Source organism: Streptomyces sp. NBC_01190, from assembly GCF_045039895.1.
Lineage (GTDB): Bacteria > Actinomycetota > Actinomycetes > Streptomycetales > Streptomycetaceae > Actinacidiphila.
In genome coordinates this window covers 2,900,660-2,919,597 of sequence record NZ_CP108580.1, presented here as the reverse complement: position 1 = coordinate 2,919,597, position 18,938 = coordinate 2,900,660, and the positions used below count along the sequence as shown (strand labels likewise).

At 71.8% G+C, this 18,938-nt stretch carries 14 protein-coding genes, 1 pseudogene and 1 riboswitch; of the genes and pseudogenes, 12 read left to right on the top strand and 3 right to left on the bottom strand.

The window, feature by feature from the left end; genetic code table 11:
* Positions 1-16: 16 nt before the first annotated feature.
* The 3 genes from OG519_RS12165 to OG519_RS12155 all read right to left on the bottom strand — a co-directional run bounded on the left by OG519_RS12165 (position 17) and on the right by OG519_RS12155 (position 4,286).
* Complete coding sequence (locus OG519_RS12165) at positions 17-1,618, bottom strand: DUF2079 domain-containing protein (protein ID WP_405582419.1); 1,602 nt, start codon at positions 1,616-1,618, stop codon at positions 17-19.
* Positions 1,619-1,743: 125 nt separating this feature from the next.
* Complete coding sequence (locus tag OG519_RS12160) at positions 1,744-3,264, bottom strand: DUF2079 domain-containing protein (RefSeq protein ID WP_405582417.1); 1,521 nt, start codon at positions 3,262-3,264, stop codon at positions 1,744-1,746.
* A gap of 290 nt (positions 3,265-3,554) precedes the next feature.
* On the bottom strand, positions 3,555-4,286 hold the full coding sequence (locus OG519_RS12155) for a hypothetical protein (protein WP_405582414.1): 732 nt from the start codon (positions 4,284-4,286) through the stop codon (positions 3,555-3,557).
* Between the two features lie 312 nt (positions 4,287-4,598).
* Between OG519_RS12155 and OG519_RS12150 the strand changes: the two genes are divergently transcribed.
* From OG519_RS12150 to OG519_RS12095, 12 genes and pseudogenes are all read left to right on the top strand, one after another.
* The gene (locus tag OG519_RS12150) at positions 4,599-6,656 is read left to right on the top strand and encodes an N-6 DNA methylase (RefSeq protein ID WP_405582412.1); all 2,058 of its coding nucleotides are present in this window, start codon (positions 4,599-4,601) and stop codon (positions 6,654-6,656) included.
* 104 nt (positions 6,657-6,760) lie between these two features.
* Positions 6,761-7,495, top strand: a complete 735-nt coding sequence (locus tag OG519_RS12145; RefSeq protein WP_405582409.1) for a hypothetical protein — start codon at positions 6,761-6,763, stop codon at positions 7,493-7,495.
* Positions 7,492-9,018 carry a protein kinase domain-containing protein gene (locus tag OG519_RS12140; RefSeq protein WP_405582406.1) on the top strand — a complete coding sequence of 509 codons (1,527 nt, stop codon included), beginning with the start codon at positions 7,492-7,494 and terminating at the stop codon, positions 9,016-9,018. Before OG519_RS12145 ends, OG519_RS12140 begins: the two co-directional genes overlap by 4 nt.
* Before the next feature lie 151 nt (positions 9,019-9,169).
* Positions 9,170-9,955: an HNH endonuclease family protein gene (locus tag OG519_RS12135; protein WP_405582404.1), complete on the top strand. Its 786-nt coding sequence runs from the start codon at positions 9,170-9,172 to the stop codon at positions 9,953-9,955.
* 262 nt (positions 9,956-10,217) lie between these two features.
* Positions 10,218-10,886 (top strand): SurA N-terminal domain-containing protein, encoded by a 669-nt coding sequence (locus OG519_RS12130; protein ID WP_405582401.1) that lies wholly within the window; start codon positions 10,218-10,220, stop codon positions 10,884-10,886.
* Positions 10,887-11,002: 116 nt separating this feature from the next.
* A complete protein-coding gene (locus tag OG519_RS12125; RefSeq protein WP_405592673.1) occupies positions 11,003-12,031 on the top strand; it encodes a nucleoside triphosphate pyrophosphohydrolase in 1,029 nt (342 codons plus the stop codon).
* Between the two features lie 142 nt (positions 12,032-12,173).
* A complete protein-coding gene (locus OG519_RS12120) occupies positions 12,174-13,403 on the top strand; it encodes a cytochrome P450 (protein WP_405592671.1) in 1,230 nt (409 codons plus the stop codon).
* A 362-nt stretch (positions 13,404-13,765) separates the two neighbouring features.
* Positions 13,766-14,851 (top strand): transglycosylase family protein, encoded by a 1,086-nt coding sequence (locus OG519_RS12115; RefSeq protein WP_405582399.1) that lies wholly within the window; start codon positions 13,766-13,768, stop codon positions 14,849-14,851.
* A 367-nt stretch (positions 14,852-15,218) separates the two neighbouring features.
* Positions 15,219-15,369: riboswitch (cyclic di-AMP (ydaO/yuaA leader) on the top strand.
* Positions 15,370-15,375: 6 nt separating this feature from the next.
* The gene (locus tag OG519_RS12110; RefSeq protein ID WP_405582397.1) at positions 15,376-16,095 is read left to right on the top strand and encodes a transglycosylase family protein; all 720 of its coding nucleotides are present in this window, start codon (positions 15,376-15,378) and stop codon (positions 16,093-16,095) included.
* Between the two features lie 234 nt (positions 16,096-16,329).
* Positions 16,330-17,610 carry a phosphopyruvate hydratase gene (gene eno / locus OG519_RS12105; RefSeq protein WP_405582395.1) on the top strand — a complete coding sequence of 427 codons (1,281 nt, stop codon included), beginning with the start codon at positions 16,330-16,332 and terminating at the stop codon, positions 17,608-17,610.
* Between the two features lie 155 nt (positions 17,611-17,765).
* Entirely contained in the window at positions 17,766-18,278 is a 513-nt protein-coding gene (locus OG519_RS12100; protein ID WP_405582393.1) for a septum formation initiator family protein, read from the top strand.
* A 108-nt stretch (positions 18,279-18,386) separates the two neighbouring features.
* Positions 18,387-18,788: pseudogene (locus OG519_RS12095) on the top strand (DUF501 domain-containing protein); the annotation flags it as partial.
* Between the last annotated feature and the right edge of the window lie 150 nt (positions 18,789-18,938).

The window sequence follows — 18,938 nt, the reverse complement described above, 5'->3', positions numbered from 1 at the left end:
GCCGGCCGCCGTTCGGTCAGCTCCGGCGGAGGATCACATATCCCTCGGAGTTGGCCACCATCACGTACTTCGCCATCGGATGGAGCTGCCCGGCGTACGTCAACGGGTCCGGCACCCAGCCCGAGGAGTTGTCCAGCGCGATGTAGTCGGGGGTCACGCCCGGAGTGTCCCCGACCCAGTAGACCGTGGTCCGGTGCGCCAGCCGGCTGATCGGTCCGACGTTCGCCTCGACCGTGGCCCCGTCCGGTATCTCGTCCAGCAGCTTCTCGACCGCCTTGGTTTGCGCGTCCACCCGGTAGGTGGCGCCCTGGTCGAGTGAGGCCAGTGGCAGCGTGAGGGTGAGCGCCAGCGCCGCCCCGGCCACCGCGGCCGGCGCCCCCGACGCGTACGAGCGCAGCCACGGCTTGCGGCTGGCCCGCGAACGGTCGGCCGCGTCCACCAGCGCCAGGAAGATCACCGGCATCAGTACGGCGCTGTAGTGCCAGTCGGTACCCCAGTAGTGGTCGTCGTGCGAGACGAACCGCCAGCCGATGGTCGGCAGCGCCGCCAGGAACAGCGGGGAGCGCAGCGCCAGCAGCCCGCTGGTCGGCAACAGGATCCACAGCAGGGTGTGCAGCGCGGTGCCGAACGGGATGTGGCCGGGCATCGGAGCGCCGTCCCCGTTCAGCTTGTTCCAGTAGTCGTAGCCGCCCGCCTTGTTGAACGCCGGGATGATCACCCCGAACGCCAGCGCCGACGCCGCCACCCCGAACCCCATCAGACCGATCGCCCACGGTCCGTACCGCAGCGCGTCCGACAGCTCCTCCTCGGCGCCCTCGCCGCCGCCCGGATCACCCGCGTGATCGTCGATGCCCTCGCCGGAGGCCGTGTCACCGGTCCGTTCCACGGTGGCCGATGCGGTGGCCTCCACGGGTACGGGATCGGTCCCGGTCTCCTGGCGGGTGCGCCACCAGACGATCACGCCGATCGCGGCGGCGGTGATCCCCATGTCCTCCTTGACGAAGATCAGCGGCACCGCCCACCACAAGGCCGCCGCCCACCGCTTGCGGACCACCGCCTCCAGCGAGAACGCGAGCAGCGGCATCGCGAAGGCGATCTCGTGGAAGTCGAACTCGACCGCCTTCTGCACCCCCCACGACAACCCGTAGGCGGCCCCGATCGCCAGCCCGCGACCCCGCCCGAGGAGATACCCGGCGGCCCGCGTGACCGGGATCACCGACACCGCGAAGAGCAGCGCCTGCGCCACCAGCAACGTCACCGGGGTGGGAAACACCCGGTAGAACGGCGCGATCAGGGCGGTGATCGGGCTGAAGTGGTCGCCCAGGATGTTGAATCCGGGCCCCTTCAGGTCCGCGACCGGCGCGTGCAGGTGGGCGTAGGACTTGATCGCCTGCTCGAAGATGCCCAGGTCCCAGGACATGGTGAGCATGCGCCGGTAACGCGTCACCGACAGCAGCAGATACGCCACGAAGAACACGGTGGCCAGCAGGTACGGATCCAGACGCGCCCCGGCCGCCCGGAACCTGGCGCGCTGGACGACGCTCGGCCGCTCCCGCCGGCCCGCCTCGCGCGCCGCCCTGCCGCCCTGCGCCGGTATGACAGCCTCGGCCCTGTCCATCGTCGTCCTCCTGTGGAAACGGGGTCGGGGTCTGCCGGAAAAGATACGGGACGACGCAATGCCCGCGGGACCCGTGTGACATCCCCAGCCTTCCGTCCGGCCGTCATCGACCGGTCGCGGTCCCGTCACTCCCGCCGGAGCACCACATAGCCGCCGGCCTTCCCCAGCAATCCGTACCTCGCCCCGGGATGCAGCTCCCGCGCGTACTCCACCGGATCGCCTGGCCATCGCACCTCCCCGTTCTCTCCGACGTCGCCCTGGAGCGCCAGATACCGTGGCGTCACCCCCTTCGTCCCACCGAGCCAATAGACATTGGTCCTGCTCACGAGGCTGCTGATCGGTCCGACGTTCGCCTCCACCGTGGCTCCGTCCGGAATGCGCGCCAGCAGCCGCTCGGCCGCCCTGGTCCGCGCGTCCACCGTGTACGCGGCCGTGTGTGTCAGTCCGGCCAGCGGCAGTTGGGTGCTCAGTGCCACCGCCGCCGCGGCAGCCGCCAGTGGCATCCCGCCGGCGTATCCGCGCGCCCACCGGCGGAGCTTCCCGTCCCCCGGGCCGCCCGCTGCGACCGCCCCGGCCGCGTCCACCAGGGCGAGGAACACCACTGGCATCAACACGGCGCTGTAGTGCCAGCCGGTGCCCCAGTTCTCCGGGTAGTGCGACAGGAACCGCCAGCCGATGGTCGGCAGCGCCACCAGCAGCAGTGGTGAACGCAGCGCCAGCAATCCGCTGGTGGGCAGCAGGATCCACAGCAGGGTGCGGATCGCGGTGTCCACCGGGATGTGACCGGTGACCGAACCTTCCCCGTTGATGTGGGTCAACATGTCGTACCCCGGGCCGTGGAACGCCGGGATCAGCCGGTCGATCTCCCACAGCGACGCGGCCACCCCGAAGACCGCCAGCCTGATCGCGTACCTCCGTGTCCTGCCCGCTCGTCCCTCGCTCTCCTTCTCTCGTGTGCCTCCCTCGTTCTCGCGGTCTCCTGCCGGGCGGGCTCGCAGCCACACCACCAGGCCGATCAGCGCGACGCTCGCCCCCAGGTCCTCCTTGACCAGTACCAGCGGCAGCGCCCACCACATCGCCGCCGCCCACCGCCTGCGGAGCACCGCTTCCAGTGAGAACCCCAGCAGCGGCATCGCGAAGGCCACTTCGTGGAAGTCGAAGTCCACCGCGTTCTGGATGCCCCAGGACAGTCCGTAGGCCGTGCCGAGCAGCAGCCCCGCGGCCCGGCCGAGTCCCCGGCCGGCTGCCCGGGCAACCGGCACCACCGAAATACCGAAGAGCAACGCCTGGGCCACCAGCAGCGTCACCGAGGTCGGAAACAACCGGTAGAAGGGCGCGATCAGCGCGATGACCGGGCTGAAGTGATCACCGAGCACATTGAATCCGGGGCCCTTCAGGATCGCGACCGGGGCGTGGAAGTGGGCGTAGGACTTGATCGCCTGCTCGAAGATGCCCAGATCCCACGACTGGCTGAGCATCCGCCGGTCGCGCCCCACCGACAGCGCGGCGTAGAGCAGGAAGAAGCCGCCGGCGAGCAGCCAGGGGTCCAGTCGTCCCGGCGGCGGTCCGTCCCCGTCGTCACCACCGCCGACCGAGTCCCCGGTCCGGGTGTCCTCCTCGGCCACTGCGATCTCGGCGGCCTCCACGGTGCGGGGGCTCCCCGCCAGGGCCGTGACCGTGGCTGCGGAAGGTGGTGTTTCTGTGGTCGTCGCCGCAGGTGTGGCTGCGGTCGTGGCGCTGCTTGTGCTCGCGGCCGCGTCGGGCGACGCGACCCCCTGCGTGGGAAGGACGGCTTCTGCCCTGTCCATGGACACCACTCTTTCGGCGATTTATGGCGATATGCACCGAAAGATAGGTGATGGATGGCCGCCGATCGTGGTCCGCGCCCTGTACGGTCCAGCCCGTGGCGCCGCCGGGCCTTGAGCCGAGCCGGCGGTCAGGCCTTGCCCTTGAGTCCGGCGGCGATGTGCGCGGCCACCTTCTTCGCGGTCCCGCTGCCGTCGCCCGCGCTCCCGTCGGTGGAGAGAACCGAGACCACCGCGGTGCCGACCCGGGCCGCTATCAGGGTGTTGCCGCTCTGCCAGCCCGGGCAGGACAGCGTCACCTTGTAGGCGCCGTCGCCTATCCCGGGCAGCGGCTTCACCGTGACTTTCACCTTGGTGTGCGTCTGGTCGTCGGTGAACGAGGGGCAACGGTCCGCGATCCGCGACAGCTTGTCGAGGACGGTCGTGGACGTGGTGCCCTTGAAGACGTCGATGCCTTGGTAGACCTCGGTGGTCGTGCTCTTGTCGAACCGGTCCTGCTGGGTGAACGAGACACCGGAGATGCCGGTGATCGTCATCCATCCCGTGGTGTCCAGCGTGGAACAGGGCGCCTTCGGCGGGTTCTCGACGGCCTGCGTCTGATAGCTGGAGCCGGTGTCCCGGGTGGCCGACGGGTCGACCGCGAGTCCGGGCGCGAAAAGCGAGGCCGGAGCGAGTTCCTTGGTCAACTGGTCACCGGTGAGCGGTTCGGGCGTCCGCTTCGCGGTCGCGGTCGCGCTCGGCGGCCCGTCGGTGGACGAGGCGTTGTCGTCCTTGTCCTGACACGCGGTCAGCCCGACCGCGGCGATGGCGGTGAGGGCGCACAGGGCCGCGAACGTGCCGCGGCGGGAGGGGTTCTGGCGCATGGCAGTGCCTTTCTGAAGATGAGCAGCGGAGAAGCGCGGAAGCCGAACTGAGGCCCAAGAGGCCAAAGAGTCGAAAGCTTAAAAAAAGAGGAGAAAGAGGAGAAATAGCGACATCGGGCACGGGAGCGGGGAGGCAACGCTGTGACAGTCCCGCTCCGTGAGCGATGAGTCAATGAGAGCATGTTCTGTGAACCGAATCAACCAGCATTTCCCTGTCCTCACTCGTTCGTGTTGTGAAGTGATCTCTCGGACCGTCGTGGGTATGCTCGACGTCACAACGACGGGAGACAGCGGGGGAGAGGAGTCGGGCGGATGTCGGAGCAGGCAAGCGAGGTGACATCAGCGGGCATCGCCAGGCTGGCCGGTGTCGGCCGCGCCGCGGTCAGCAACTGGCGCCGACGGCACGTCGACTTCCCCAAGCCGGTTGGCGGTACCGAGACCAGCCCGACGTTCGAACTGACGGCGGTGGAGAGCTGGTTGCGCGATCAGGGCAAGCTCGCCGTGGTCCCGCCGCACGAGCGGGTGTGGCAGCAGGCCGACAGCCATCCGGCGGGCACGCCAGCGGCCCTGCGGCTCGCCGGCTCGCTGCTGCTGCTCGTCCGCGACCGGCCGGGGGTGTCCGCAGGGTATGTCGGCGCTTCCGACAGCGAGTTCGCCGCGCGCCTGCCCGCGGATCTCGCGTCGGTGCTGACCGCGCGATTCGGCGCCCAGCACCCGGTGCGGCTGCCGGCAGACCTGGAAGACGCGGTGCCGCTGCTGCGCGGTACCGCGAAGCTCGCCCTGGAGACCGGCCCGGGTCAGGCATACGAATTTCTGCTCGGCCGTTATCTGGACGCCAACCCGAGGCAGTTCACCCTCACCCCCGCCGCCCTGGCCGACCTGATGGCCGCGCTCCTCGGCGGCCCGCCCGGAAGCGTGCTCGACCCGGCCTGCGGCGCCGGTTCCCTGCTGCGCGCGGTGTCGGCGACCGAGGCCGTCAACGCCCAGGAAGCCGAGCCGGAGTTGGCCGCACTGACCGCGCTGCGGCTGGCGCTCGCCACCGACGCCGCCGTCCGGATCCGGGTCCGCGCCGGCGACAGCCTCCGCGCCGACGCCTTCGCGGGGCTCACCGCCGACGCCGTGCTCTGCCACCCCCCGTTCAACGACCGGAACTGGGGCCATGAAGAACTGGGTTACGACGCCCGGTGGGAGTACGGCTTCCCTGCCCGGACGGAATCGGAGCTCGCCTGGCTGCAACACGCCCTCGCCCGGGTGCGCGAAGGGGGCACCGTGGTCATGCTGATGCCGCCGGCCACCGCCTCCCGCAGGTCCGGCCGGCGCATCCGGGCCGACCTGTTGCGTCGCGGAGCCCTGAAAGCCGTGATCGCGCTGCCGGCGGGAGCGGCGCCGCCCTATGGCATCCCCCTGCACCTGTGGGTGCTGCGCAGCCCCGGCGCCGAGCAACGACCCGCCGCCGACCTGCTGCTGGTCGACACCGCGGCCATCCCCAACCCTGGAGCGGAGAAGGCGCCCTGGCACGCCGTCAGGGCCGCGGTGCTCGACGCCTGGCAGTCCTTCGACCGGCACGGCACCACAGAGGCGCGGCCCGGGGTCAGCCGGGCCGTGCCGGTCATCGAACTCCTCGACGACGACGTCGACCTGTCCCCGGCCCGGCACCTGCCGCCGCCGACGGCCGAAGGCGGCGCCGCCGCGCTCGACGCGATACGCGACCGGCTGGCGGCCAGCCTCCGCCACACCGCGGAACTCGCCCCGGCCCCCGCCGCGCCCGGCGACCCGGCCCACTGGCCCACCACCACGATCGGCGAACTCGCCCGCGCGGGCGCGCTGCTGATGCGGGCCGGAGGCGTCGGCACGGCCCCGGCGGACGCCGGCACGCCGGTGGTCGCCGTGCTCACCGAGCACGATGTGATCGGCGGCGGCGGCCCGACGGGCCTCCTTCCGGCGGCCCAGCCGGACACATCCACCGAGGAGCCGGTGCTCACCGAACCGGGCGACGTGGTGGTGCCGGTGCTGGGTGGTGGCGCGGTGGCCAGAGTCGTGGACGAGAGCACCGCCGGCGCCGCCCTCGGCCGCAATGTCTATCTGCTGCGCCCCGACCCCGCGGCGATCGACCCGTGGTTCCTGGCCGGCTTTCTGCGGGGGACCGCCAACAACCGCCAGGCGAGCAGTTACGCCTCCACATCCACCCGGCTCGATGTGCGGCGCCTCCAGGTACCCAGGATGCCGGCGGCGGACCAGCGGCGGTACGGCGAGCGGTTCCGCACCCTCGCCGGGTTCGAGGACGCGCTGCGCCAGGCGTCCCAGCTCGGCGAGCAGCTCGTCCAGGGCCTGCACGACGGGCTGACGGACGGTACGGTGCGGCCCGAATAGTTATCCACAGGTCGTGCCGGAGCGGGCGACGGGTGTCGGCTCAGGCGGATACGCTCTCGCCAAGTGCTTTCCCCCAGCGACCGATCGACGACCAGGAGCACACGATGTACGGCCCCGGCACCGCTCCGCCACCCCTCCGCCCCGCGGGGCGGGCGGCCGTCGTCATCGGACTGCGCGTGCTGTTCACCGTCCTGCCGGCGATCACCCTCGGCATCGCCGCCTGGGGCTCGGTGCTCTGGCTGGCCGTGCGGTTCCGGCGTCCGCTGGACTGGGTCCTGGTCCCCTTCGTGGCGGCGATCGCCATCACCGCCTTCGTGCTCATCGGTCAGGCCGAGGACGAGAACAGCACGCAGAGCAACATCGGCGGTGGCTGTCTGATGTTCTGCATGTTCGCCGTGCCGGTCTACTTCCTCGTGGTGGACCTCCAGCAGTCGTCCAAGGCCAGGCGGCTGGCCGGGGGAGCCGAGCCCTTCGGCCGCCAGCAGCCCTACTTCGCCGGTCCGGTCCCGGGCACGGTCGCCGGTCCGGTCCCGGGCACGGTCACCGGTCCGGTCCCGGGCCGGATATCCGGCCAGATGCCCGGCCGTGTACCGGGCCGAACAGCGGGGCCGATACCGGGCGCGCCGGTCGGCCGGACGAACACGGGCGGCACAACCGGGCGGGAGGCATATGGATACCCGCAGCAGCCCCGTCCTCACCGGCCCCCCGCTCCGGCCGGGCTCCCCGGGCCACCGGTCCCGCCGGTCCCGCAGGCCGGCCCTCCGCACCCGAGGATCAGCCAGGTCCGCGCCGAGCTCGACGAGTTGAGTGACTACCTCCGCAAAGAGGAGGACCGGTGATCGGTCGGCTCATCGCCGACCGGTACGAACTGGCCACCGTCATCGGTCAGGGCGGCATGGGCCAGGTGTGGACCGCCTACGACCGCCGGCTCGACCGCCGGGTCGCGGTGAAGCTGCTGCGGCCCGACAAGGTGGCCGCGGGCGAGGACGCCTCGGAGCTGCGGCAGCGATTCGACCGGGAGTGCCGGGTCACCGCGCAGGTCGACCACCCGGGGCTGGTCACCGTGCACGACGCGGGCGGTGACGGCGACGAGTTGTACCTGGTGATGCAGTACGTGGAGGGCGCCGACCTCAGCGATCACCTGGCCGAGCACGACCCGTACCCCTGGCCGTGGGCGGTCGCGGTGGCCGCGCAGCTCTGCGGAGCCCTCTCCGCCGTGCACGCGGTGCCGATCGTCCACCGGGACCTCAAGCCGCGCAATGTGATGGTCAGACCGGATGGCACCCTGATCGTGCTCGACCTGGGCGTCGCGTCGGTCATGGACACCGACACCACCCGGCTGACGCACACCGGTTCGCCGATCGGCAGTCCCGCCTACATGGCGCCGGAACAGGCCATGGGGGGCGCCGTCGGACCGCGCACCGACCTGTACGCGCTCGGCGTCGTGCTGCACGAACTGCTCAGCGGCCAGACGCCGTTCGCGGGTTCGACCGCGCTGGGGGTGCTGCACCGCCATCTCTACGAGGCGCCGGTGCCGCTGCGGCAGTTGCGGCCCGAGGTACCGGAGCGGGTCGAGTCGTTGGTGCTGCGGCTGCTCGCCAAGGACCCGCAGCACCGACCGGCCGGTGCACAGGAGGTCTTCCGTGAGCTGGCCGTTCTGCTGCCCGCGGCCGGCTCGTCGCACGCGCCGCTGGGGCCGATGGACCCCACCCGGCCGTTCCTGCGCCCGCACGCGCCCTGGCCCGACCGGGCGGCGCCCCCCGAGCCGAACCCGGGACCGGCGCCCGCCCCCGCGCCCAAAGGCGCCGATCTGGCCACCGCGGTGGACGAGGTGAAGCGGCTGCTGGACGCCGGCCGGATCACCCAGGCGGTGGACATGCTCGGCGGCATCATCCCGGCGGCAGCGGAGAAACACGGCGAGCACTCCCCGGTGCTGCGGGCGCTGCGCAAGCAGTACGCGGCGACGCTGATGGAGGACGGCCAGTACCGTCGGGCGCTGCCGGAGCTGCGCCGGCTGTCAGAGCAGTTCGCGCATCAGTACGGGGGAGCGGACCAGCAGGCGTTGCAGTTCCGCTACGAGGCGGCGCAATGCCTGGAGCAGCTCGGGGACACCACCGCCGCGCTCTCCGAATACCGGGTCCTGCTGCCGTACTTCGAGCGGTACGCGGCGACCGCCCCGGCCGTACCGCTGGACATCCGCCGGCGGATCGGCCATCTCCTGCTCTCGGTGGGCGACCGCCCCGGCGCGCGGGAGGTCCTCACCCGTCTCCTCTACGACGCCGAGCGCGTCCACGGCCCGCACCACCCCTTTCCGGTGGAGATCCGCCGAACGCTGACCTGGCTGGGGCAAGTTCAGCGCTAGCGCCGTGACGGGCGGTAGGGAACCTCCGGTCGGGGGTGGTGTTTCCGCCGGTCAACTCGGCTCTAATCTCTGCCTGTCGGGGCAGATGCTCCTCATGGACAGCACAGGACGCGGGCGGGCCTGCCCCGTCACTTCCCCTCCGAGGTGGTAGATGGACATACGGATTTCCAGAACCCTCGCCTGCGCCGCGGCCATCGCCGCGGTGATCGGCGTCGCCGGCTGCAAGGACACCACGATCGGTGCCGAGGGACCCGGCGAGGGGGGCGCGACCACCGCGGGCAGCGGGCCCGTGGTGAGCAATGGCCGCGCGGTCAGTCCGTTCGACAACCCCGACGGCACCAAGACGGGACTCGCCGCCATCACCTCGTCGGGTGACCGGGCCAAGGCGGTCAGCCTGATCAAGAAGGTGGCCACCAAGGGGCGAGGCCCGAAGACCGGCTACAGCAGGGAGGAGTTCGGCACCGCCTGGATGGACTCCGCACCTGACGTACCGTTCGCGCACAACGGCTGCGACACCCGCAACGACCTGCTCAAGCGGGACGGCGAGGACGTCCACTACCGGTCGGGTTCGAAGTGCGTGGTGATGTCCATGACCCTGGACGACCCCTACACCGGAAAAGCCATCCACTGGACCAAGGCCAAGGCGACCATCGTCCAGATAGACCACGTCATGCCGCTGTCGTATGACTGGCAGATGGGCGCCGCCCACTGGAGCAAGGACAAGCGCGAGGAGATCGCCAACGACCCGCTCAACCTGCTGCCGGTCGACGGCCCCTCCAACGGGGCCAAGAGCGACTCGGGCGCCGCGAGTTGGCTGCCGCCGAGCAAGCAGATCCGCTGCTCGTACGCCGTGCGGATCGCCCAGGTGTCCCTCAAGTACGACCTGCCGGTGACCAGCGCGGACAAGCAGGCGATGCTGACGCAGTGCGGGGGCTGATCCGACAGGCGGCGTAGCCGGGGTTCGCCCGAGGCCGAGGCCGAGGTCGATGCGGATGCCGGCGCGGATGCCGGCGCCGTAGCCACCGCCGAAGCCCAGGCCCGCCCACAGCGCACCCACAAACACGCCCCCAGGAGGATCACCTTCGGCAGAGTGCTGGCTATCGGCGCCCCCGGCTCAATATCCTCGGGTGGTTCGATCAACGTCATGGTCATCGTCGTCACGTCAGCATCGCGAGGCATGTTCCTCGCCGGGAGGCACCATGGTCCGCCGCCGTACCGCTGTCTCGATCGCCGCCGCCGGGCTGCTCCTCGCCGCACCGGCGCTCACCGCGTGCGGCTCGGGACCCGCCCATCCGGGCGCCGCGGCGGTGGTCGGTGACCACCGGATCACCGTCTCCTCCCTGGAGACGGCGGTCAACGACCTGCGCTCCGCAGCCGTCAAGTCCCCGCAGGGCCAGCAACTGCTCGACGCGGCGGGCAATCTCTCCACGCAGATGCTGGGCCGGCTGGTGGCCGACCAGGTGCTCCAGCAGGCCCTGTCCGACGCGCGGATCTCGGTCAGCAACGGCGAGGTGCAGCAGGACCGCCAGGCGGCGCTCGCCCAGTTCAGCGGGAACGAGGCGCAGCTCAACAGCACCCTGCTGGTCAACTACGGAGTGGCGCCCAACGACATCGACCACTTCTTCTACCGGGACGTCGCCTCCGGCAAGCTCATCCAGAGCCTCGGGTACCAGCCGGGAAGCGACGGCGGGAACACCGCGCTGGCCCAGACGATCAGCAAGGCGGCCGCGTCGCTGGGCGTGACCGTCAACCCCCGGTACGGCGCCTGGGACGCGAAGAAGGCGACCATCGCCACCCTGAAAGACCCGTGGGTGGTCGACAAGACCCCGGTCGCGGCCGCGGTCACCACCGGGAACAGCGGGACCTGACAGCGGCCCCGGCCGGTCCCGGCGGCCGCGGCACCCGGGCGTGTGAACGCGTTGTCGGTGCCTCGCGGTACGTTCGAGGGGTGGAGCAAGCAAACGAAGCGGCAGACGCGGCACAGGTGAACGGCGGCGCGGGCGGTGCGCCCGCGCCGGGCCGCGTGGTGTTGCTCACCACCAGCCACCGGGTCGCGGCCGGCCAGCTCTCCTGGCCCGCCTGGCGGACCCTGCACGAGGCCGATCGGGTGCTGTGCCCGGACCCGGACCACCCGCACCTCCCCTATCTCCGCGAGGCGGGCGTCCCGGTGGAGCTCGCCGACCTCACCGGCCAGGAGCTGGTGGACGCGACCGCCGGCGGCCGTACCGTCGTCTATCTGCCGCCGTCGGGCGGGGCGCCGCCGGCCGTCACCGACGAGCTGGCCCGGCTCGGCGGTTCCGGACGGGTCGCGATGCCGGATCTCGAGCTGCTGCCCGGCTCCTACGATCTGCCGGGCGCCCGGCTGCTCGACCTCGTCCAGGTGATGGACCGGATCAGGGCCGAATGCCCCTGGAGCAGTCTGCGCACCCACGAGGAGCTCGCCAAGTACGGCATCGAGGAGATGTACGAGCTGGTCGAGGCGATCGAGGACGGAGACCGGGAGGCGATCCGGGAGGAGCTGGGGGACGTGCTGCTCCAGGTCGTCTTCCACGCGGCGATCGCCGAGGGCCACCCGGAGGAGCCCTTCGGGATCGATGACGTGGCCGCGACGCTGGTCGAGAAGCTCGTCCACCGCCACCCGCACATCTACGGGGACGAGGTCGCCGAGACCCCCGAGCAGGTGCAGGCGAACTGGGTGCGGCTCAAGGGCGTCGAAAAGGCGCGGGATTCGGTGACCGACGGGGTTCCGGTCGCCTCACCGGCGCTCGCGCAGGCCGCCAAGCTCGCCGACCGGGCTCGCGCGGCCGGACTGCCGCTCCCGGCCGCCCCAGCGGCGCCCGCCGTTGACGACGAGGCCACGCTGGGCGACCATCTCCTCGCCGAGGCCGCCGCGGCCCAGGCGGCCGGAATCGACCCGGAGGCCGCCCTCCGCCATGCCGCCCGCCGCTACCGCGCGGCGATACGGGCGGCCGAGGCGGACCGGGGCGCCGGGCGCTTCGACGAGGACCAGTAGCCCCGCTCCCCGGCGTCAGGTCAGCCCCGGGGGTGGAGTCGGCCGGAGGAATGAAGCAGCCGGGGGATCCCGCCCCGGCCGGGACGGATAACGTCAGGGGGTGACTCAGCCCGTCGTTCCGGAGGGGCCGGGCGATGCCCGGATGCCCGACCTCTTCACCTGGGAGTTCGCCACCGACCCGTATCCGGCGTACGCCTGGCTGCGGGAGTACGCGCCGGTCCGGTGGACGGAGCTGCCCAGCGGGGTCGAGGCCTGGCTGGTGACGCGGTACGTCGACGCCCGTGAGGCCCTGGCGGACGGCCGGCTCAGCAAGAACCCGGTCCACCACGCCGAGGAGTCGCGGGCCCGGGGCCGTACCGGCATCCCGGGGGAGCGCGGCGCCGACCTGATGACGCATCTGCTCAACCTCGATCCACCGGACCACACCCGGCTGCGCCGACTGGTCTCGAAGGCGTTCACCCCCCGCCGGGTGGCGGAGTTCGAACCGCGGGTGCGGGAGCTGACGGACCGCTTCATCGACGGTTTCGCGGGGCGGGGCGAGGCGGATCTGATCCACGAGTTCGCGTTCCCGCTGCCGATCTACGCGATCTGCGACCTGCTCGGTGTGCCGGCCGAGGACCAGGACGACTTCCGGGACTGGGCCGGGATGATGATCAGACACGGCGGTGGACCGCGCGGCGGCGTGGCGCGCTCGGTGAAGCGGATACGGACGTATCTGGTCGAGTTGATCCACCGCAAGCGGGGCGACCTCGGCGACGACCTCATCTCCGGCCTGATCCGGGCGAGCGACGACGGTGAGCACCTGACCGAGAACGAGGCCGCGGCGATGGCGTTCATCCTGCTCTTCGCCGGCTTCGAGACCACCGTCAACCTGATCGGCAACGGCGTGCACACCCTGCTGCGCCACCCCGCCGAGCGGACGCGCCTTCAGGAGTCGCTGGCCCGCGGCGAGTACGCCCTGCTGGAGACCGCAGTCGAGGAACTGCTCCGCTACGACGGGCCGGTGGAGCTGGCCACCTGGCGGTACGCGACGGAGCCGCTGACCATCGGCGGCCAGGCCGTCGCGGCCGGTGATCCGGTGCTGGTGGTGCTGGCCGCCGCCGACCGGGACCCGGACCGTTTCGACGGCCCCAACACCCTTGACCTGGCCCGCCGGGACAATCCGCACCTCGGCTACGGCCACGGCATCCACTACTGCCTCGGCGCTCCACTCGCCCGCCTGGAGGCGCGAACCGCGCTGGCCGCCCTCCTCACCCGGCTGCCGGATCTGCGCCTGGCCGCCGATCCGGCCGAACTGCGCTGGCGCGGCGGCCTGATCATGCGCGGCCTGCGTACGCTTCCGGTCGCGTTCTCACCCCCGCGTCACCCCTGAGCCCCCTGAGTCACCCCGGGCCCGGCCGCCGGGCCAAACGCATCCCACCCCCGTCCCACCCGCGTTTCACCCCCATCCCATCCCCGGACCCGCCCGGCACTTCGAGCGGGCCGGGAAAGAAGAATGACGCCCCGTCACCACCGTGATCGCGACGTGATGATCGCTACATCCACTTGTGATCCAGTGTCGACTCCCGCTACGTTCTGCGGTCAACGCGAGGCACGCACGGCTCGCGGGACGCGCTCATCCCCACAGCGCTCACCGTCGCGGACGGCAGAACGGCCGGATCGGCCGAGTCCGCAGGTCAACAGGACCGACGCGGTGGGCGCGGGCGCGTAGGGCCAGAATGAAAGGCGACCGCAATGCTCTCGTCAGGCAACGGCCGGCACCGCCGTCCCCGACCGACCCCCGCGGCCGTGGTGACCATGGCGACGGCCGCCGCGACGGGCGCCGGCATCGCCCTTCCGCTCTTCGGCGCCGCCACCGCACAGGCCGCGGACCCCAGTACGTGGGACCGGGTCGCCTTCTGCGAGACCGGCGGCCTGTGGCAGGCCAACACCGGCAACGGCTTCTACGGCGGCCTCGCCATCACCCAGGACACCTGGGACCAGTACGGCGGTGACGCGTACGCCAAGCGCCCCGATCTCGCCACCGAGGCCCAGCAGATAGCCGTGGCCGAGAAGATGCTCACGAATCTCGGCCCGGGCGCCTGGCCGGGCTGCGAGGAGGGCACCGGTCTGCTGCCGGACAGCCCGCCCACCGATCCGACCGCCGCGCCCACCCCGGCGCAGCCCGGCGAGCACACGCCGGCTCCGACCCCGGACCCCTCGGCGCCGGTCGCCACGCCCACCGCCCCCACCGCGGATCCCTCGGCGCCCGCCACGACCCCCGGTGTCCCGGTCACGCCCACCACGCCGCCGACGACCGGGATGGGCAACCCGGGCGATCCGAGCGACCCCGGCGACCCGGCTACCGACCCCACCACCCCGGTGACGCCGTCCACCCCGCGGACCCCCGCGCCGCCCGCCACCGTCACGCCGCCGCCCGCCACGCCGGGCTCCGGCGCGAGCACGCTGGCCCCCACCGACTCCTCCGGCGCCACGGTCGCCCCGCCGGACGCGAGCAGCGGCACGGGACGGCACGCGAAGCCGTACAGCCCGACCGACGAGGAGCTCGCCGCCCAGGACCAGGCCACCCGGACCCAGGTCTTCGCGATCGCCGACGGCGGCCCGGCGAGCCCGACCGCTACCGATACCACCAACAAGGGTGAGGATTCGCGCACTTCGCCCACGGGTCACTACACGATCGGCGCCGGCGACTCGCTCTCCGGCATCGCGCGGGCCGAGCGCGTGGACGGCGGCTGGCGCCACCTCTACGACGTCAACCGGCAGGCGATCGGCGCCAACCCGAACCTCATCAAACCAGGACAGATCATCAACCTCGACTGAGAAAAGGGGAAATGAGGGTCGGCCGACAAACCGGACGTACCGCTCGCCTCCTCGCTGTGGGGATGTGACAAGCCTCTCTCGGGCCGCTGTGACCACCCGCTTGCGGAGCGCTGAAATCGACCGCTGTGACCTGCGGTTCTTGTCCTGACCCGAGCGCGTGGGCCCAGTTGGCCGACGTGATCGGGGTGTTTGTCCTATCTGCTGCCTTGTGCTTAACGTTTCCACGCTCGCCACAGCGGGCCCCGCCGGGCAGAACGCCGAGTCCTGCCGCCGCCCGACGGGAACAGCCGACGCGAAAGCGCCGCAGGCAGGAGCGGGGGACCCAAGGTCTTCCGCCGGGACCCCGGCCGTACGCCGCCGCAGCACCGGACAGCACACGCCCACGCTGCGGACGTACACCAGGACGGGGACCGGCTTGGGGTGAAGCCGAGATGGCCGCGATGAGCAACAGGCGGTCCGGCCGGGCAACTCACGCCCGAACCCGACAGCTCACCTCGTAGGCGTCGGTGAGGACTGAATTCATCATGGGTAAGCACCGTCGTGCCTCAAAGCTTGTCCGATACGCCGCATTCGCCGGAGTCGCCGGCACCGCGATCGCCGTACCGCTGATCGGCGCCACCTCCGCCTCCGCCGCTTCGGTCGCCACCTGGGACGCGGTGGCGCAGTGCGAGTCCGGTGGCAACTGGTCCATCAACACCGGCAACGGCTACTACGGCGGCCTCCAGTTCTCCCAGTCGAGCTGGGAAGCGGCCGGTGGCCTCCAGTACGCGCCGCGCGCCGACCTCGCCACCAAGGACCAGCAGATCGCCGTCGCCGAGAAGCTGCTCGCGCTCCAGGGCCCGGGTGCCTGGTCCTGCGCGTCGGCCGGCGGCCTGACCGCGGGTGGTCCGGCGCCGGACATCAACTCCGGCGGCTCGTCGTCCGCGTCGTCCTCGGCGCCCGCTCCGGCAGCGTCGTCGGCGTCGTCGTCGTCATCGTCGGCGGCCTCGTCATCGTCGTCGAACACCACCGCCCCGGCCCCCGCCAAGGCGCCGAAGCCCAGCACCCCGACCCACACCACCACCCACCACAAGGGGTTCCGCAAGGGCCACGGCGAGTACACCGTGGTCGGCGGCGACACCCTGTCCCGGATCGCCGCGTCGCACCACGTCAAGGGCGGCTGGCGGAAGCTGTACGACCTCAACCGCGGCATCGTCAACAACCCGGACCTCATCTTCCCGGGCCAGCACCTGCACCTGCGCTGACCACGCCCGCCGCGCGGCCTCCACACAGCCGCGCGACGGCTGTTGGCCGAACAGCGGATTGACGGCAGCCGAACCCCTCGACCGCCCCGGCCGGGCACGCCCTCCCCCAGGTGTGCCCGGCCGGGGTATTACGTCTCCGGTGCGGGGGCGAGCGCCTCCCCGGACGCCGAAGCCGGTTAGGCTCGTCCCGGAAAAAGAAGAGAAGACATCGAAGCCTGCTGAGAAGGAGACAACGTGCCGTCCATCGACGTCGTCGTAGCCCGGGAAATCCTCGACTCACGAGGCAACCCCACTGTCGAGGTGGAGGTCGGCCTCGACGACGGCAGCACGGGCCGTGCGGCAGTCCCGTCCGGCGCCTCCACCGGCGCCTTCGAGGCACTGGAACTCCGTGACGGCGACAAGAACCGCTACCAGGGCAAGGGCGTCGAGAAGGCCGTCCTCGCCGTGATCGAGCAGATCGGCCCCGAGCTGGTCGGCTACGACGCCACGGAGCAGCGCCTCATCGACCAGGCGATGTTCGACCTGGACGCCACCCCGGACAAGTCCTCGCTCGGTGCCAACGCCATCCTCGGCGTCTCGCTCGCCGTCGCCCACGCCGCCTCCGAGGCGTCCGACCTGCCGCTCTTCCGCTACCTCGGCGGCCCGAACGCGCACGTCCTGCCGGTCCCGATGATGAACATCCTCAACGGCGGTTCGCACGCGGACTCCAACGTGGACATCCAGGAGTTCATGATCGCGCCGATCGGCGCCGAGTCCTTCTCCGAGGCGCTGCGCTGGGGCGCCGAGGTCTACCACACGCTCAAGGGCGTGCTGAAGTCCCGCGGCCTGTCCACCGGTCTGGGCGACGAGGGCGGCTTCGCGCCGAACCTGGAGTCCAACCGCGCCGCCCTCGACCTCATCATCGAGGCCATCAAGCAGGCCGGCTACGCCCCCGGCCAGGACATCGCGCTCGCCCTGGACGTCGCCGCCTCCGAGTTCTACAAGGACGGCAAGTACCAGTTCGAGGGCGAGGACAAGTCCGCCGCCGAGCTGACCGAGTACTACGAGGACCTGGTCGCCTCGTACCCGCTGGTCTCCATCGAGGACCCGCTGTACGAGGACGACTGGGCCGGCTGGAAGGTGCTCACCGACAAGCTCGGCACCAAGGTGCAGATCGTCGGCGACGACCTGTTCGTCACCAACCCGGAGCGGCTCCAGCGCGGCATCGACAACGCCACCGCCAACGCGCTGCTGGTCAAGGTCAACCAGATCGGCTCGCTGACCGAGACCCTGGACGCGGTCGAGCTGGCCCAGCGCAACGGCTACAAGTGCATGATGTCGCACCGCTCCGGCGAGACCGAGGACGTCACCATCGCCGACCTGGCCGTCGCCACCAACTGCGGCCAGATCAAGACCGGCGCCCCGGCCCGCTCCGAGCGCGTCGCCAAGTACAACCAGTTGCTCCGCATCGAGGAGATCCTGGACGACGCGGCGGTCTACGCCGGGCGCTCGGCGTTCCCCCGCTTCAAGCACTGAAAGCGCCGCGGGCGCTGAACCGCCCAGGGTATTGAGCCGGACGGCTCGGCGCCCCGCCTCCGTATGTCCCCGCACCCGGTCCCGTACCGTGGGCGGGGACATACGGGATATACGGGAGCAAGGCGGCCGGCAGGAACGGCGAGGGGAGTCACGGCGTGGAGGCGGACCGGTTCTCCACCGCGGCCCGGCTGAAGGCCATCGGCCAGGAGGCGCAGGCCCGGGTCTACCGTGCCGCGACCCGGCGCCCGGTGCGCCGCAACAAGCTCACCGGGCGGGCCGCGCTGCTCGCTCTGGTGCTGTGCGCGCTGGTGGTGGCCCTCGCGTATCCGACGCGCCAGTACATCGCCCAGCGCTCCGACATCGCCGATCAGCGCCGCGCGGCGCAGCGGGCGAAGGAGAAGGTCGAGCAGCTCCGCGAGGAGAAGGCCCGCTGGGAGGACCCGGACTACGTACGCGCGCAGGCCCGGCAACGGCTGCACTACGTGGTCCCCGGGGAGACCGGCTATCAGCTCACCGGACCCCTCCCGACGGCCACCCCCGGCTCCGCCGCCGATCCGGCGACCGCGGACCGGGCGGCGGGCGAGGCCGCGGCCAACCGCCCGTGGTACGACAATCTGTGGGACGGCGTCGACCAGGCCGACGCCGCCGCGACCACCTCCCGCCACTGACGGGCCCGCCCGCGACGGACGGGGCCCTCCCGCCACGTACCGGCCGGTCGCGCGCAGGCGCCCGAGGATCCCCCGGAACGCCCCCACCTCCCCGACGCGGAACGGCTCATGAACAGCACTCCTCAGCAACCACCCGCCCCGATCGCCGAGCAGGACCTCGCCGCGGTCCGGGCCCAGCTCGGCCGCCCGCCGCGCGGCCTGCGCGCGGTCGCCCACCGCTGCCCCTGCGGCAACCCCGATGTGGTGGAGACCCAGCCCAGGCTGGAGGACGGCGCCCCCTTCCCGACCACGTACTACCTGACGTGCCCGCGCGCGGCCTCCGCGATCGGCACCCTGGAGGCGGAGGGCGAGATGAAGCGGATGACCGCCCGGCTCGCCGAGGACGAGGAGCTGGCCGCCGGCTACCGCGCCGCCCACGAGGACTACATCGCCCGCCGGGACGCCATCGAGGTGCTGCCGGGCTTCCCCAGCGCCGGCGGGATGCCGGACCGCGTCAAGTGCCTCCACGTGCTGGCCGCGCACGCCCTCGCCGCGGGCCCCGGCGTCAACCCGCTGGGCGACGAGACGCTGGCCCTGCTCCCCGACTGGTGGGCGAAGGGCCCGTGCGTGACCCCGGCGGCGGACGACGTGATGAGCGCCGACGCCGACGCCGCGGCCGTA

What these genes read in the sequence shown, in the direction of transcription:
- OG519_RS12115 (WP_405582399.1), top strand. Translation starts at nt 13,766, where the DNA reads ATGCTCTCGTCAGGCAACGGCCGGCACCGCCGTCCCCGACCGACCCCC.
- OG519_RS12155 (WP_405582414.1), bottom strand. Translation starts at nt 4,286, where the DNA reads ATGCGCCAGAACCCCTCCCGCCGCGGCACGTTCGCGGCCCTGTGCGCC.
- OG519_RS12145 (WP_405582409.1), top strand. Translation starts at nt 6,761, where the DNA reads ATGTACGGCCCCGGCACCGCTCCGCCACCCCTCCGCCCCGCGGGGCGG.
- OG519_RS12165 (WP_405582419.1), bottom strand. Translation starts at nt 1,618, where the DNA reads ATGGACAGGGCCGAGGCTGTCATACCGGCGCAGGGCGGCAGGGCGGCG.
- OG519_RS12120 (WP_405592671.1), top strand. Translation starts at nt 12,174, where the DNA reads ATGCCCGACCTCTTCACCTGGGAGTTCGCCACCGACCCGTATCCGGCG.
- OG519_RS12150 (WP_405582412.1), top strand. Translation starts at nt 4,599, where the DNA reads ATGTCGGAGCAGGCAAGCGAGGTGACATCAGCGGGCATCGCCAGGCTG.
- OG519_RS12130 (WP_405582401.1), top strand. Translation starts at nt 10,218, where the DNA reads ATGGTCCGCCGCCGTACCGCTGTCTCGATCGCCGCCGCCGGGCTGCTC.
- OG519_RS12110 (WP_405582397.1), top strand. Translation starts at nt 15,376, where the DNA reads ATGGGTAAGCACCGTCGTGCCTCAAAGCTTGTCCGATACGCCGCATTC.
- OG519_RS12135 (WP_405582404.1), top strand. Translation starts at nt 9,170, where the DNA reads ATGGACATACGGATTTCCAGAACCCTCGCCTGCGCCGCGGCCATCGCC.